12 protein-coding genes are annotated in these 14,742 nt (G+C 68.2%); 1 reads left to right on the plus strand and 11 read right to left on the minus strand.

Going from position 1 to position 14,742, the window contains the following annotated elements; genetic code table 11:
- Positions 1 to 2: 2 nt before the first annotated feature.
- From H0T81_RS09445 to H0T81_RS09455, 3 genes are all read right to left on the minus strand, one after another.
- On the minus strand, positions 3 to 1,340 hold the full coding sequence (locus H0T81_RS09445; RefSeq protein ID WP_294012235.1) for a HAMP domain-containing sensor histidine kinase: 1,338 nt from the start codon (positions 1,338 to 1,340) through the stop codon (positions 3 to 5).
- A complete protein-coding gene (locus tag H0T81_RS09450; protein ID WP_294012238.1) occupies positions 1,321 to 2,337 on the minus strand; it encodes a DUF2336 domain-containing protein in 1,017 nt (338 codons plus the stop codon). The genes H0T81_RS09445 and H0T81_RS09450 overlap by 20 nt, the downstream gene beginning before the upstream one ends.
- 80 nt (positions 2,338 to 2,417) lie before the next feature.
- The gene (locus tag H0T81_RS09455) at positions 2,418 to 3,602 is read right to left on the minus strand and encodes a hypothetical protein (protein WP_294012241.1); all 1,185 of its coding nucleotides are present in this window, start codon (positions 3,600 to 3,602) and stop codon (positions 2,418 to 2,420) included.
- A 101-nt stretch (positions 3,603 to 3,703) separates the two neighbouring features.
- Between H0T81_RS09455 and H0T81_RS09460 the strand changes: the two genes are divergently transcribed.
- Complete coding sequence (locus H0T81_RS09460; RefSeq protein ID WP_294012244.1) at positions 3,704 to 6,013, plus strand: hypothetical protein; 2,310 nt, start codon at positions 3,704 to 3,706, stop codon at positions 6,011 to 6,013.
- Between the two features lie 3 nt (positions 6,014 to 6,016).
- On the opposite strand, the gene H0T81_RS09465 is transcribed toward H0T81_RS09460, so the two are convergent.
- From H0T81_RS09465 to nuoK, 8 genes are read right to left on the minus strand one after another with little or no spacing between them, the layout of a single operon-like run.
- Positions 6,017 to 6,277 (minus strand): DUF1467 family protein, encoded by a 261-nt coding sequence (locus tag H0T81_RS09465; RefSeq protein ID WP_294012247.1) that lies wholly within the window; start codon positions 6,275 to 6,277, stop codon positions 6,017 to 6,019.
- Positions 6,274 to 7,914, minus strand: a complete 1,641-nt coding sequence (locus tag H0T81_RS09470; RefSeq protein ID WP_294012250.1) for a ribonuclease J — start codon at positions 7,912 to 7,914, stop codon at positions 6,274 to 6,276. The genes H0T81_RS09465 and H0T81_RS09470 overlap by 4 nt, the downstream gene beginning before the upstream one ends.
- Positions 7,915 to 8,694 (minus strand): type III pantothenate kinase, encoded by a 780-nt coding sequence (locus H0T81_RS09475; protein ID WP_294012253.1) that lies wholly within the window; start codon positions 8,692 to 8,694, stop codon positions 7,915 to 7,917.
- Between the two features lie 31 nt (positions 8,695 to 8,725).
- Complete coding sequence (locus H0T81_RS09480) at positions 8,726 to 9,439, minus strand: biotin--[acetyl-CoA-carboxylase] ligase (RefSeq protein ID WP_294012408.1); 714 nt, start codon at positions 9,437 to 9,439, stop codon at positions 8,726 to 8,728.
- A complete protein-coding gene (gene nuoN, locus H0T81_RS09485; RefSeq protein ID WP_294012256.1) occupies positions 9,427 to 10,863 on the minus strand; it encodes an NADH-quinone oxidoreductase subunit NuoN in 1,437 nt (478 codons plus the stop codon). The genes H0T81_RS09480 and nuoN overlap by 13 nt, the downstream gene beginning before the upstream one ends.
- Positions 10,863 to 12,395: an NADH-quinone oxidoreductase subunit M gene (locus tag H0T81_RS09490; RefSeq protein WP_294012259.1), complete on the minus strand. Its 1,533-nt coding sequence runs from the start codon at positions 12,393 to 12,395 to the stop codon at positions 10,863 to 10,865. The genes nuoN and H0T81_RS09490 overlap by 1 nt, the downstream gene beginning before the upstream one ends.
- On the minus strand, positions 12,392 to 14,437 hold the full coding sequence (gene nuoL / locus H0T81_RS09495; protein ID WP_294012262.1) for an NADH-quinone oxidoreductase subunit L: 2,046 nt from the start codon (positions 14,435 to 14,437) through the stop codon (positions 12,392 to 12,394). Before nuoL ends, H0T81_RS09490 begins: the two co-directional genes overlap by 4 nt.
- Positions 14,437 to 14,742: an NADH-quinone oxidoreductase subunit NuoK gene (gene nuoK / locus H0T81_RS09500; protein ID WP_294012265.1), complete on the minus strand. Its 306-nt coding sequence runs from the start codon at positions 14,740 to 14,742 to the stop codon at positions 14,437 to 14,439. Before nuoK ends, nuoL begins: the two co-directional genes overlap by 1 nt.

Below are 14,742 nucleotides of genomic sequence, written 5' to 3' on the forward strand. Positions count from 1 at the left end.
GGTCAGGCCGAAGGCAGGATCAGCATGAACCGTGCTCCCAGCTCGGGAGCGCTTTCCAGATGGATGTCGCCGCCCATCGAACGCGCGAGCCGCCGCGAAATCGCCAGCCCGAGCCCGGTCCCGCCTTCGTCCGGGCCGGCCCGCTCGAAGCGCTCGAAGATTCGCTGCTGATCGGCGGGAGCGATCCCCGGCCCTTCGTCCGATACCGTCACCGAGGCGAGGTCGGAGGTCCGGTCGAAGCGCAGGGTGACGGTGCCTCCGGCCGGCGAATGGCGCACCGCATTGCCGATCAGATTGACGAGGATCTGGATCACGGCCCGCTCTTCGCCGCTGGCCGGCAGCGATTCGTCGCCCTCGATCGCGAAACGGATGCCGCGCGGCTCGGCGGATGGCTCGACCAGGACGACGGCCTCGGCCGCGAGCGCGGCGAGGTCGATGGTTCGGTGGCCCTGCCCGGTGTCTTCGCTCATCGAGTGGATCACCGACAGCAAGTGGCGGGCGGCGGCCGAAATGTCGGTCGCATAGACCGCATAGTCGCTGCGCAGCGGCCCGTCGGCGCGGTCGGCGATGCGCTCGGCGCAGTCGATGATCCGGTCGAGCGGTGAGCGCAGCGCCTCGTTCAGCACCTGATCGATCGCCGCCAGCGACGGCTGCGGCGGCTGGGTCGCCGAATCGCCGCTCGGCACCGCCCGGCCCGAAAAGCCGGCGAAGCTGCCGTCCGGGCCGAAGATGACGTCGGCGCTGAGCATCAGCGTCGCGCCCGGGTCGCCGCTCCGGGCGATCGCCGGCTGGCCCGAAAAACCGTGGCGGGCGGCGAGCGCTGCAATTAGCGGCATCTCGCCGGCCTCATTCTCGTCGAGCCGGAAAACCCGAGTCAGCGGCTGGCCGATGAGGTCGGCTGGTTCGGCGCCAAGCCGCTCGGCCAGCGAGCCCGACAGCGAGGTGAGCTTGAGGTCGGAGTCCGCCGCCCATTCGCCGGCCTCGGCAACGGGCTGGGTGCTGTTGTCGCCGCCGAGCAGGGCCGCAAGCCGCGCCTGGCGGGGCGGACGGACGGTCCAGCCTTCCAGGGCCAGCGCGACTTCCTCGCCTTCGGGCACGGCGCGGACCCACATGTCGATATCGTGTTTGGCGCTGGCCGCAAGCGCGGGCCGCGAAACCGGGATCCCGAGCTTTCGCGCCAGCCTCGCGACCGCCGCGACCTGCGGCAGAGCGAGCGCCGCTCCGACGGTCGAGCCGGCCTCCATCTGCAGGGTCGCCAGCTCGGGGTCAGCGGCGACCAGCCGGCCGGCGCGGTCAACCCGGCCGAGAACCGGCCGCGGGTCAGAAGGTGCGCTGGCCATGATCCTGTCCGAGCGCCTCGAGCGCGGCGCGATAGGACGGGTCCAGCCGCAGCCACTCGCGGGCGGAATCGACTTCCTCGGTGCTAATCGAGTCGAACCGGGCGATCGCTCGGCCGGCATCGGCGATCTCGAGCAAGTCCCCCGGCCCGGCCAGCAGCCGCGCAGCCAGCTCGCGAGATGCGCCGGCCATCCTAAGCAGCAGCATGAGCGAGGCGCCCTCGCCGCCGAGCAGGAGGTCGAACGCCTCCTCGCCGCCGATCGCGGCCCGGCGCGCCAGCGCCTGCGCGACCAGCACCACTTCGCCGTCCTCGGCCGCGGCGGCGATCAAATCCTCGTCGAGCCGCCCCTGCTCGTCGAGCAATCGGATCAAGGCGCCGGCGAGCGCCTCGAGCCGCTTGGCCTCGTCGTGCCGCTTGATCAGCGCCGCGCCGGCCGACGCCAGTTGCCGGTCGGCGGACGGGCGGTCGACGGTGGCCAGCAGGCGCCGCCTGAGGCCCGCGCCGACGATCTGGGTTAGAGCGGCAGCGGTCTCGGCCGGCAGGTCGTCGAACTCGACTCGGGCCTGGCCGAAGCGGTCGCGGCGGCGGCCACGCGCCAGGATCAAGGCCATCGCCGCGGCGGAAATCGACGCGTTGTCGTCGCTGACCAGGGTCTGCAACAAGCGTCCCTCGCGGCGGCCGCTGCGCGCCTTGACCGCGATCGTGATCTGCTCCTCGTCGGCGCGGCGAAGCAGAAGCTCGATCAGTTGCGGCTGGTCGAGCAAGCCCGCGGCGGTCAGCTCGGCGACCAGCCCGCTGTTATCCTCGTCGTTGGCGACCGCCGAGTTGGCCGGCAGCGACACCCGCAACTCGTCGGCGATGTCGGAGACGATCGCGTGGAGCATGGCGGTCATCAGGGCCCGCTCCTGCTCGTTCAGCCGCTGCCGCGGATCGAGGAAGAAATCCTGGCGGACGGTGTCCAGCCGCGCTCGCCCCGCGCGACGCGCGGGTGCGACCATGGGGTCGGCTGCCGGAGCAGCGATCGGCCATTCCTCGGGAACCATTTCCTGCGCGTTATCAGTCTCGATTTAACGCTGCGTCAATCGGGCCTGATTCGATGGTGCCAATTCTGGACAAAGAAGAAGGACGCGGCCGCGTAGAGCGCCAGGGCCACCAAGCCTAGCGCCCATGCGCCGGCGATCGCGAACGGGACCATGGCGAGGATCGCATTGCGCCTCGAGAACAGCCACACCTGCCCCGGGACCTCGTCATTGCCAAGCTCGATCCGCGCCGCCTCGGCGAACGCCAGCGCCGCCAGTGCCGTGACCAGCGTGCCCCAGCCGCTGCCGTGGGTCGCGAGCCTCCAGCCCAGCCCGAGCAGCGCAAGCCCCGCCGTCGGCCACAACAGCTGCAGGCTCAGCGACCGCGGCGGCAGAGGCCGCAGCCGAAGCGTCGCCAGGCGGCGGGCGACCAGGTCGAGCGGCGTCGACAGGATGAGCATCCCCAGCGACGGCCACAGCCAGCCGCGGGTGAAGGCCAGCGCCGCCGCCAGATTGAGCCCCAGAGCGGTCCAGATCAGCCATTGCGGCCTGACCTGGGTGTCGAGCAGCCGTTCGGTCGCGAACTCCTCGACGAGCGGCAGCACGTAGCGGCTCGACCAGTCGCTCCGGGTTCCCCGCGAGGAGACGATCAGGGCCCGCTCGAAGCCGCCAAGCTGCTCGGCACTATCGGCCAGCAGCGGCTCGCCGGCTGTCGCGACGCGGACTCGCAGGGCGCCGTCCTGGAGCGCCCGCCTCAGCAAGGTCGATTGCAGGTCCCAGTCGCCGAGCATCGCCGCGGTCGCTCCCAGCGTTCGGCCGTCGACCAGCGCCACGCCCGCCCAGCGGCTGGTGGCGTCGATCCGTTCATAGGCTTCATGAGCCTCGTCGTCGGGCACGGTCGCGACCGCCGGCTCGGGCTCCTCGGCAAGCTGGGCGAGCAGCTCGGCCGGGGCCGCAACTCCATCGCCGAGCAGCAGGATCAACGAACCGGCCTCGAAGCGGCTCGCGGCTTCGTTGCCGTCGCTGACCGGGATCACCGCCAGCCCGTCGCCGCGCAGCCGCTCGAACGCTTCGTGGAGCGCCGGCGGAACGCGCTCGACCATGACCACGATCGGGGCCGCGCCAGCCGCCGCCGCGCAGCGCGCCTGATATTCGATCAACGTCCGGCCGGCGAGCGGCAGGAGCGCGCGAAGCTCGCCGCGATCATTCTCCTGATAGGCTCCGATCAGGGCGCCGACCGCCATGCCGCCTGTTCCCCTGCTTTTCCCCCGCTTCACAGCAGCCGGGCGAAGCACCCTCTCTAATCGCTTTCGCCGCGAGACAAAGATGGTAAACTGCAATGGCCATGAACCCACGCATCCAGCGCGCCGAGCTTCCGCCCAGCGAGGCGGAAGAGCTTCCGGTCACCGACTCTTCACCCCAAGACGACACGCTCGAGCTTGGTTTCGACCAGATCCAGTGGACCGAACCCGAGGCGGAACCGGCGTCCCACGGGGCCGGCGGCCGAGCCGTCCTCGGCTACGGACTGACGATCCTGGCAATCCTCTGGGTTGGCTTCACCGCCTGGTCGGCGGGACGAGTCATGGCCGGCCAGCCGATGTCGTCCCCGGCACTCGCGCAATGGATGGCGATCGCGGCGGGTCCGCTGGCGCTGCTCGGGCTGGCCTGGCTGATGTTCGGCCGCACCCGGCGGCGCGAAGCCGAGCGCTTCACCCGCTCGGTGGTGGCGATGCGCTCCGAGGCCCATTCGCTCGAGGCCCTGCTGGCCGTGCTGTCGCAGCGGATCGAGGACAGCCAGTCGGCGCTCAGCGGAATGGCGGATCGGCTGATGAAGCTGGGCGACGAGGCCACCGGCCGGATCGGCACCGTCACCCGCGAGCTCGATTCCTCGTCCGATCGCCTCAGCCGAACCGGCGAGGCGGTCGACCGGGCCGCCGAGCAGGCGCGCACCGACATCGCCGTGCTGCTCGAGGACTTGCCGCGCGCCGAAGCGTCGACTCGGGCGGTTGCTGAACAGTTGCGCGGGATCGGCGGCGAAACCACGGCCCGTGCGGCCGACCTCGGGCAGCAGGTCGCCGCGCTTACCGAGCGCACCCGCGAGGCGGATGAGCAGGTCGGAAGCGCTGCGCAGCGGCTGGTCACGCACCTGACCCAGATCGAGAGCGCCGGCGCTGCGGCTGCCGCGCGGGTCGGCGAAGCGGAGACGAGCTTTTCAGGAGCGCTCGACTCGCTGCTCGACCGGACCGCTCGAACGCTCGACGAGATTCGCGGCGGCATCGACACGCAGGCCGCGGCGGTCGCGGCGCTGGTCGAACAGGCGTCGGCCGGAATCGGGCGCGCCGGCGTTGAAGCCGCCGACGTGCTGGGATCCAAGATCGGCCAGGCCGGCGCTTCGCTGGACGGGCTATCGGCCCGAGTCGCCGAGCAGGAGCGCGTGTCGCAGCGGATGTTCGCGGAGATCGACCGCGGCCTGACCCTGATCGACGAGCGCTTCGCCGAACTCGCCGCGCAGGGCGACGAGCGGGCCAATCACTTCCTCGGCTCGCTGGCGCGGGCTCGAGCCGAGCTAGACGGGCTCGCCCAGCAGACCGGAACGCAGGACAATTCGATCGAATCGCTGGCCGAGCGAACGACCGCGCTTCGCCAGGGAATCGACCAGCTCACCGCCGAAATCCGCGAAGGCCTGGCGAGCGCCATCGGCGACGCCGAGAGCGGCGCCGAGCGCGTGCTTCGGGCCACCGAGACCGCCAAGCCCGAGATCGGCTGGATGCGCGACGCGGCGCTGGAGGCGAGCGAGCGGATTACGGCCAGCGGCACTGGAATCGCCGAGCAGCAGGACCGCTTCGCAGCACTCCTGGCGACCATCGACGACGGCGTCGGCACCTCCGAGACGCGCCTTGCCGCGTTGACCGCGGCGCTGGCCGAGGCCCAGGGTGAAGCGACGCGCCTGACTGCCGAGACCGGGCCGGCGCTGGTCGCGGCGCTGGTGCAGGTGAAGGAAGCGGCTGCTCACGCGGCCGAGCGCGCCCGCGAGGCGATCGAGGGAGTCATTCCCGACAGCGCCGGCAAGCTGTCGAAAGCCACCCGCGAGGCGCTCGAGACGGCGATCCGCGAGGGCGTCGAGGAGCGCTTGCGCGGAGTCGAACAAGTCGCCGCGCGAGCGGTCGAAAGCGCGCGCGAAGCGTCGGATCGGCTCACCCAGCAGATGCTGAGCCTGGGTCAGAGCAGCGCTGCGCTCGAACATTATTTCGAGAAGACCCAGGCCGACCAGCGCGAGAAGGACAGCGAGGCGTTCGCCCGCCGGGTGTCGATGCTGATCGACTCGATGAATTCGGCGGCGATCGACGTTGGAAAGATCCTGTCGGACGAGGTCGACGACAAGGCGTGGACGTCCTACCTCAAAGGCAATCGAGGCGTGTTCACGCGCCGCGCGGTGCGCTTGATGGGCGGCAGCGAGAGCCGCGCGATCCAGGCGCATTATGACACCGACCGGGAGTTCCAGGCATCGGTGAACCGCTACGTGCACGACTTCGAGGCGATGCTGCGGCGAGTGCTGGCCGAGCGCGACGGCGGAATGATCGCGGTGACCCTGATGTCGTCGGACATGGGCAAGCTCTACGCGGCGCTCGCCCAGGCGATCGATCGCCGGCGCTAGGCGTCAATTGTAGAAGTCGAGGTCCTCGACCTCGACCCAGCCGTATGTCCAGTTGGCGTAATACAGCCCGAACAGCAGCAATCCGAGCAGCGCCGCTCGGAGAAGGTGCCGCGGCAGGTCGAACCGGTGCGGGGCGCTGTCGGCCTGGCCCGGGACCTTCTCAGTCCCCGCCTCCTCGTCGGTCTTCACCCCGAACGGCAGCAGCAGGAACGCGCTGGCGATGAAGAACAAGAGATAGATCGCGGCAATCGAGCCGATCGTCATTCGGGGACCTTGAGTATGGTCACGTCGACCATCGGCTTCTTGCCGGTCCACGCGGTCGCGCATCGGCGAACCGCGAGCCGCACCGCCTCGCGGGCTCGGTCGTCGGCGGCGCGCGGGTCGAACGCCCGCTCGGCGGTGTCGGCGGCATCGGCGATGAAATCCTCGCGATCGACCTCGACCGGGATTCCGAACGGACGGACCAGCGGAGTACCGGCAAGCTCGCCCTTCGCATCGAGCGCAAGCGCGACCGTGATCAGCCCGCCAACGGCAATCTTGCGGCGCTCGTTGATCGTCGTCCCGTCGGCGGGGAGAATCACATCGCCGTCGAGCACCAGCCGCCCGACCCGCACCTGGTCGATCTTCGCCGGCCCCTCGGGCGCCAGGCGAACGAGGTCGCCGTTCATCTGGACCACCGCCCTGGGAACACCGTGCGACAAGGCCAGGCGCGCCTGCTCGGCGAGGTGCCGCGCCTCGCCGTGCACCGGCACGATGATTTCCGGCCGGACCCAGTCGTACATCATCAGCAGCTCGGGCCGGCCCGGGTGCCCCGACACATGGACATGCGCCTGCTTCTCGGTGACGATCAGGGCCCCAAGGTCGGACAGCTGGTTCATGATCCGGCCGATCGCCACCTCGTTGCCGGGAATGATCCGCGACGAGAAAATCACCGTGTCGCCTTGGGACAGCTTGAGCTCGTGGCTGCCCGAGGCGATCCGGCCGAGCGCCGCGCGCGGCTCGCCCTGCCCGCCGGTGGCGACGATCAGCAGCTCCTCGCGCGGCAGCCGCATCGCCTCGTCGAAGCGCACCGGCTCGGGGAAATCGCGCAGATAGCCGGTCGCCTTGGCAACTCCGATGATTCGATCGAGCGAGCGGCCGGCGACGCAGACGCGGCGGCCGGTTTCGGTCGCGACTCGGCCGATGGTCTGGAGCCGGGCCGCGTTCGACGCGAAGGTCGTGACCAGCACCCGCCCGCGGGCCTTGGCGACCTGCTCGGCAAGGCCGTGATGGACTCCTTCCTCGGATCCCGACGGCTCGTTCTGGAAGACGTTGGTCGAATCGCAGACCAGCGCGAGCACGCCCTGGTCGCCGATGTCGGTCAGCGCCTCGGTGCTTGGAGCCTCGCCGAGCACCGGCGTCTCGTCCACCTTCCAGTCGCCGGTATGGAAGACGCGTCCGAACGGAGTCTCAATGAGAACGCCGTTGCCCTCCGGGATCGAATGCGACAGCGCGATGTAGCGAACCTTGAAAGGGCCGAGCTCGACGACCCCGTCGCGCTCCACGATGTTGAGCTTGACCTGCCCGGTCAGCCCCTCTTCCTCGAGCTTGCCGGCGATCAGCCCGGCGGTGAATGGAGTCGCGTAGAGCGGCACCTTCAGGTCCGAGCACAAATAGGGCAGCGCGCCGATATGGTCCTCGTGCCCGTGGGTGAGGATGATTCCGGCCAGCCTGTCCTGCTGCTTCTCGATGAACTCGAGCTCGGGCAGGATCAGGTCGATGCCCGGATAATCGGGGCCGGCGAAGGTCAGGCCGAGGTCGACCATCAGCCACTGGCCGCGGCAGCCGTAGAGATTGACGTTCATGCCGATCTCGCCCGACCCGCCGAGCGCACAGAACAGCAGCTCCTCGCCTGGGATCATCTAGGATGAAACGCTTGTCTGGTGGAGCAGGCCCAATCCCTGGATCGTCAGGTCCGGCTCGATCGCGTCGAACGCATCCGTGTGCGTGTCGAACAGGGTCGCGAGCCCGCCGGTCGCAACGACGGTGACGGGCCGCCCTATCTCGGCTTTCATTCGCCCGGCCAGCCCCTCGATCATCGCCACATAGCCCCAGTAGATGCCGATCAGCATCTGCCGCTCGGTGGTCCGGCCGACGACGCTGGTGTCGTCCGGAGCCTCGATCGCGATGCGCGGCAGCATCGCCGCCGCGTTGACCAGCGCGTCAATCGACAGGTTGATCCCCGGTGCAATGATGCCGCCTTTGTACGCGCCCGAGAAATCGACCACGTCAAAGGTGGTCGCGGTGCCGAAATCGATGATGATCAGGTCGCCCGGATATTTCGAGTGCGCGGCGATGACGTTGAGCGCCCGATCGGCGCCGACGTTCTGAGGCTCGTCGACGTCGAGCGCCATCGGCCATGCGGCCGCGCCCTGCCCGGCAATCAGCGGCTCGACATGAAAATATTTGCCGGCCAGCACCTGAAGGTTGTGGAGCGCGCGCGGCACCACCGTGCCGATGATCACGGCGTCGACGTCGGCCTTGGAATAGCCCTCGAGCTCGAGCAATTGGTGAAGCCACACCGCATATTGGTCGGCGGTCCGCCGGGGATCGGTCGCAATGCGCCACCGTGCCTTGATCTCGCCGTCCAGGAGAAGCGCGAAGACCAGGTTGGTGTTCCCGGCGTCGATGGCGAGCAGCATGGGGCCGACTGCTAGTCTGGCGCTCGCCGGTTCACAAGGCGACGTCCCCGGCCCGCACGATCTCGACGCCCTCGTCGGTGCGCAGCCGCAGCGCCCCGTCGGGCTCGATTCCGTCGAAGCGGCCGCTGACCCGATCGTCCGCACCGATGTGAACCGTGAGCAACGCACCCACGGGATGGGCGCGCATTTGCCACGCCTGGGCGACGGCGGCGGGCTCGCTTGCTCGCCACAAGGCCAGCAATCGGGCGAAGCTTGCCGCGAGCAGCGGCGCGAAGGCCTGCGGACTCGCCGCGCCGCGAAGCGATGCCGCCGTCCGGTCCGGCATGCGTGGTGCGAACGCCAGATTGACTCCGAAGCCGGCGACCACCCGCTCGCCGCTCCGTTCGAGCAGGATTCCGGCGAGCTTGTCGGGCCCAAGCAGCAGGTCGTTGGGCCATTTGAGCATCAAGGGCAGCCCGGCGGTCTGCGAAAGATTGGGCGCGGCGACGTCGACCGCCTCGATCAGCGCCAGGCCCGCGGCGAGCGACAGCGACGGCGCCGGCGGGTCACCGGGCTGCAGCTCGACCAAGGTGCTGCCGAAGAAGTTTCCCCGCGGAGAAACCCAGGCTCGCCCCTGCCGGCCCTTGCCGCCCGATTGCTCCAGCGCGACCAGCCAGTCGCCTTCGACCGCGGAATGATCTCCCAGCAAATCGGTATTCGTCGAGCCGGTCCGCTCGACGATTCGGATGCGGGTCAGAAGATCGATCCCGCGGCGCGGTCGGCGTAGTCGCCGAGCGGCCCGATCAGGAGATAGCCGAGCGGCGAGACGATCAGCGCTGCAATGAGGATCATCAGCCGCTCGAGCGGGGCCCTCACCCGCACCAGCGGCGAGGGGGCCTCGTCGAAGTACATGATCTTGATGATCCGAAGATAATAATAGGCGCCGACCACGGTCCCGACGATGCCGGCGACGGCAAGCGCGATCAGTCCCTCGTCGACGGCTGCGTTGAACACCAGCAGCTTGGGCCAGAAGCCGAACAGGGGTGGGATTCCGGCGAGGCTGAACATGAAGATCGCCATTGCCGCGGCGAAACCCGGGCGCGCCTGCGACAGGCCGGCAAGATCCTCGATGCGCTCGGTCGGCTCACCGTCCCTGGTCCGCATGCGCAGCACGCACAGGAATGCGCCCAAGGTCATCACCACATAGATGGCCATGTAGAACAGCACCGACGACGCGCCCTTCACCCCGCCGGCGGCGAGGCCGATCAGCGCGAAGCCGACATTGTTGATCGACGAATAGGCAAGCAGCCGCTTGATGTTGGTCTGTCCCCAGGCGGCGACCGCACCCAGGAAGATCGAGGCGAGCGCCGCGAAGATCACGATCTGCCGCCAGGCGTCGGTCGCGGGCTCGAGCGCGTCGAGGCAGACTCGGGTGGCGAGCAGCACCGCCGCGACCTTCGGCGCCGAGGCGAAGAAGGCGGTCACCGGGGTCGGAGCGCCCTCGTAGACGTCCGGCGTCCACATGTGGAACGGAACGGCGCTGATCTTGAAGGCGATCCCGGAGAGCAGGAACACGAGGCCGAACAGCAGCCCCAGCGAGGGCGCGCCGTCGCGCGCGAAGGCGGCCGCAAGCCCGGAAAAGGTCATTGTGCCAGTGAAGCCGTAGAGCAGCGAGATTCCGTAGAGCAGGATGCCGCTGGCGAGCGCTCCAAGGACGAAATATTTCAGGCCTGCCTCGGCCGAGCGCTCGTCGCCGCGGCGGTAGGACGCGAGCACGTAGCTCGACAGGCTGAGCAGCTCGAGCCCCATGTACAGCATGATCAAATTGGTCGCCGAGACCGTCACCGCTCCGCCAATGGCGCTGAACAGGATCAGCACCGAATATTCGGGGCTGTGCTCGGTGCCGCGCTCGAACCAGCCGTGCGCCGCGATGATCGCGACCGCCGAGGAGAGGAAGATGATCACCTTGCCGAACGAGCCGAACGCGTCGGCGACGATCAGTCCGCCGAACAGGACCCCGGCGCTGGACGGCGGCCCGATCAGCGCAACGCTCGCGGCGACCAGCAGCGCGACCGACGCCCAGCTGGTGAGGCCCGAGCCGCGACGGCCGACGAACGCCGAAACCATCATCAGCAGCAGTGCGCCGACGGTCAGGATCAGCTCGGGCAGGATGGGCATCAGACGGTTCATCAGTGGGCCGCTTCGGTTTGATGGGCTTCAGGGGCGGCTTGGGGCTTGCCGGCGGTCGGCACGGAATCGCCTTTGGGAGCGGCACGCTCGACGCGCTCGAGCAGCCGCCCGACGTCGGCCCGGATCGGCCTCAGGAAGCTTTCCGGGTAGACGCCCATCCACAAGACCGCCGCGGCGATCGGCGCCAGCAGCCACCATTCGCGCATCGACAGGTCGGGCATCGCGGCCGCTTCGGCGGTGCGGGCGGTGCCGAACGCGATCCGCCAATAGAGCCACAGCATGTAAGCCGCGCCGAGGATAATCCCGGTCGTTGCGACGATCGCCGCCCAGGTCGACACCTGGTACGTGCCGACCAGGCTCAGGAACTCGCCGACGAAGCCGCTGGTGCCGGGCAGTCCGACCGCGGCCATGGTGAACAGCATGAACAGCAGCGCGTAGCCGGGCATGTTGTTCGAGAGACCGCCGTAGCGGTCGATCTCGCGGCTGTGCAGCCGGTCGTAGACGACCCCGACGCACAGGAAGAGCGCGCCCGAGACGAGGCCATGGCTGAGCATGACGATCATCGCCCCTTCGATGCCCTGCCGGTTGAACGCGAACAGGCCGAAGGTGACGAACCCCATGTGCGCGACCGACGAGTAAGCGATCAGCTTCTTCATGTCGCGCTGCACGAGGGCGACCAGCGAGGTATAGACGACGGCGATCCCCGACAGGATGAACACCAGCGGCACGAACGTCGCCGATCCTTCCGGGAACATCGGCAGCGAGAAGCGGATGAAGCCGTAGCCGCCCATCTTCAGAAGCACTCCCGCCAGGATCACCGAACCGGCGGTCGGAGCTTCGACGTGGGCGTCGGGAAGCCAGGTGTGGACCGGCCACATCGGCATCTTGACGGCAAAGCTGGCGAAGAAGGCGAGCCACAGCCAGATTTGGGCATTGACCGGGAAGTCGTGCGCCATCAGCGCCGGGATCGACGTCGTGCCGGCCTCGAGCACCATGTACAGCATGGCGATCAGCATCAGCACCGAGCCGAGCAGCGTGTAGAGGAAGAATTTGTAGCTCGCCTTGATGCGCTCGGGCCCGCCCCAGATGCCGATGATCAGGTACATCGGTATGAGGCCGCCTTCGAAGAAGATGTAGAACAGGAACAGGTCCTGGGCGACGAACACGCCGACCATCAAAGCCTGCATCAGCAGGAACGCGGCCATATATTCGGGCACCCGTTTCTCGATGGCCCGCCACGACGCCCCGATGCAGATCGGCATCAGGAACAGCGTCAGCATGATCAGCACCAAAGCGATTCCGTCGATGCCGAGCGCCCAGGCGATTCCACCGCCGACATCCGCTCGTTCGACGAACTGCCATTGCGGGCCGTCGGGGTCGTAGGCGCTCCACAGCCAGGCGCCGATCGCGAGCTCGACCAGCGTCGTGGCCAGCGCGATCCAGCGAGCGGCGCCCGCGTTGACGAACAGGCAGACCATGCCGGCGACCAGCGGCAGGCCGACCAGGATCGACAGCACTGGAAGTTCGTTCATTGGGCCCACCAGACGGCCCAGCTCGCCGCGCCGATCAGCCCCAGCAGCATCACGAAGGCGTAGCTGTAGAGATAACCCGACTGCAGCCGGGCGGTGAGCTTGTTGCCGACGCCGACCGCGTACGCTGCGCCGTGCGGGCCGAAGCGGTCGATCGTGCCTTCATCGCCGCGCTTCCAGAACAGCCGTCCGAACCACAAGGCCGGGCGGATGAAGATGCGGTCGTAGAGCTCGTCGAAATACCATTTGTTGAGGACGAAGCGATGCAATCCGGGGAACTGGGCGACGAAGCCGGCGGCGGCGCCGGGGCGGCGGAGGTAATTGTTGTAGGCGATCGCCAGCCCGATCAGCATCACGACCGTTGCGGTGTATCTGACCCAGGCCGGCACCTCGTGGGCGGCATGGGCGAGATGTTCGTCGAACGCGACGCTGCCGTTCCAGAAGGCCGCGCCATGCTCGGCCTCGATGAAGATGCCTTGGAACAGCTGGCCGGCGAGGATCGAGCCCAGCGCCAGCAGGCCGATCGGCACCAGCATGGTCCACGGGCTTTCGTGCGGATGATATCCGCCCGTTCCGGCCGGGGGCATGGCGGTGCCGTGAGCGCTGTCGCCATGCTCCTGGTCGGGCGCGTCAGGCTCGCCGTGCAGCGCGTGCTGGATATGCTCGGACGCGGCCCAGCGCGGCTCGCCGTAGAAGGTCAGGAAGATCAGCCGCCACGAGTAGAAACTGGTCAGCAGTGCCGCCAGCGCGCCGAGGAAGAAGGCGATTCCGCCCGGCACGCTGCCGCTCGCATAGGCGCTTTCGAGGATCGCGTCCTTCGACCAGTAGCCGGCAAAGCCGATTCCGAAGATGCCGACTCCGGTGATCGCCAGGGTGCCGATCACCATCACCCAGAAAGTGACCGGGATCTGCTTTCGAAGACCGCCGTAGAACCGCATGTCCTGCTCGTGGTGCATCGCGTGGATGACCGAGCCGGCGGCAAGAAACAGCAAAGCCTTGAAGAAGGCGTGCGTGAACAAGTGGAACATCGCCGCGCCGTAGGCGCCGACCCCGGCGGCGAAGAACATGTAGCCGAGCTGCGAGCAGGTCGAATAAGCGACCACCCGCTTGATGTCGTTCTGGGCGGTGGCGACCGTGGCGGCGAAGATCGCGGTCGCCGCGCCGACGTAGATGACGGCGTGCTGCGCGACGACGCTGACCTCGAACATCGGCGACAGCCGGCAGACCATGAACACGCCGGCGGTGACCATCGTCGCGGCGTGGATCAGGGCGCTGACCGGAGTCGGGCCCTCCATCGCATCGGGCAGCCAGGTGTGAAGGCCGAGCTGGGCCGACTTGCCCATCGCACCGACGAATAGCAGCAGGCACAACAGCGTCATCGTGTCGACGCGCATTCCGGCAAAGCCGATGGTCGATCCGGCCATTCCGGGCGAGGCTTCGAGGATTGCCGGGATCGAGACGGTGCCGAACACCAGGAAGGTGCCGAAAATGCCGAGGCTGAAGCCGAAATCGCCGACCCGGTTGACGATGAAGGCCTTCAATGCGGCCGCGTTCGCCGACGGCTTGTGGTACCAGTAGCCGATCAGCAAATAGGAGGCGAGGCCGACCCCTTCCCAGCCGAAGAACATCTGGACGAGGTTGTCGGCGGTGACCAGCATCAGCATCGCGAAGCTGAACAGCGACAGATAAGCGAAAAAGCGAGGCTGGCCGGGATCCTCGGCCATGTAGCCCCAGCTGTAGACATGGACGAGGCTGGAGACGGTCGTGACGACGACCAGCATCACCGCGGTCAATGCGTCCACCCGCAGCGCCCAGGTCACGTCCATGTCGCCTGACTTGATCCATTCGGCGACGTCGATGACCATCGGCTGCGTGTTTCCCGCCACGAAATCGAGGAAAATGGGCCAGCTCAGGGCCGCGCCGACGAGCAAGGCGCCGGTGGTGATCAGCTTGGCTGCGAAATTGCCAATCAGGCGCCCGCCGAGGCCGGCGATCAAGGCCGCGATCAGCGGCAGGAAGACGATCAGCTGAAGCGAGATATCCATCAGCCGCGCATCCGGTTGACGTCGTCGACCGCGATCGAGCCGCGGCGGCGGAAGAAGATCACCAGGATGGCAAGACCGATCGCCGCCTCGGCCGCGGCGACGGTCAGCACGAACATCGCCATTACCTGCCCAGTCAAGTCGCCGAGGAAGGCCGAGAAGGCGACCAGGTTGATGTTCACGGCGAGCAGGATCAGCTCGATGGCCATCAGCATCAGGATGACGTTGCGGCGATTGATGAAGATGCCGAGCACACCGAGCACGAACAGGATCGCGGCGACGGTCAAATAATGGCCCAAGCCGATCAT

This window comes from Sphingomonas sp. (genome assembly GCF_013812825.1).
Lineage (GTDB): Bacteria > Pseudomonadota > Alphaproteobacteria > Sphingomonadales > Sphingomonadaceae > Sphingomicrobium.

Bases quoted from the DNA above. Each gene is read 5' to 3' on its own strand.
- H0T81_RS09445 (WP_294012235.1), bottom strand. From the start codon at position 1,340: ATGGCCAGCGCACCTTCTGACCCGCGGCCGGTTCTCGGCCGGGTTGAC.
- H0T81_RS09450 (WP_294012238.1), bottom strand. From the start codon at position 2,337: ATGGTCGCACCCGCGCGTCGCGCGGGGCGAGCGCGGCTGGACACCGTC.
- H0T81_RS09455 (WP_294012241.1), bottom strand. From the start codon at position 3,602: ATGGCGGTCGGCGCCCTGATCGGAGCCTATCAGGAGAATGATCGCGGC.
- H0T81_RS09460 (WP_294012244.1), top strand. From the start codon at position 3,704: ATGAACCCACGCATCCAGCGCGCCGAGCTTCCGCCCAGCGAGGCGGAA.
- H0T81_RS09465 (WP_294012247.1), bottom strand. From the start codon at position 6,277: ATGACGATCGGCTCGATTGCCGCGATCTATCTCTTGTTCTTCATCGCC.
- H0T81_RS09470 (WP_294012250.1), bottom strand. From the start codon at position 7,914: ATGATCCCAGGCGAGGAGCTGCTGTTCTGTGCGCTCGGCGGGTCGGGC.
- H0T81_RS09475 (WP_294012253.1), bottom strand. From the start codon at position 8,694: ATGCTGCTCGCCATCGACGCCGGGAACACCAACCTGGTCTTCGCGCTT.
- nuoN (WP_294012256.1), bottom strand. From the start codon at position 10,863: ATGAACCGTCTGATGCCCATCCTGCCCGAGCTGATCCTGACCGTCGGC.
- H0T81_RS09490 (WP_294012259.1), bottom strand. From the start codon at position 12,395: ATGAACGAACTTCCAGTGCTGTCGATCCTGGTCGGCCTGCCGCTGGTC.
- nuoL (WP_294012262.1), bottom strand. From the start codon at position 14,437: ATGGATATCTCGCTTCAGCTGATCGTCTTCCTGCCGCTGATCGCGGCC.
- nuoK (WP_294012265.1), bottom strand. From the start codon at position 14,742: ATGATCGGCTTGGGCCATTATTTGACCGTCGCCGCGATCCTGTTCGTG.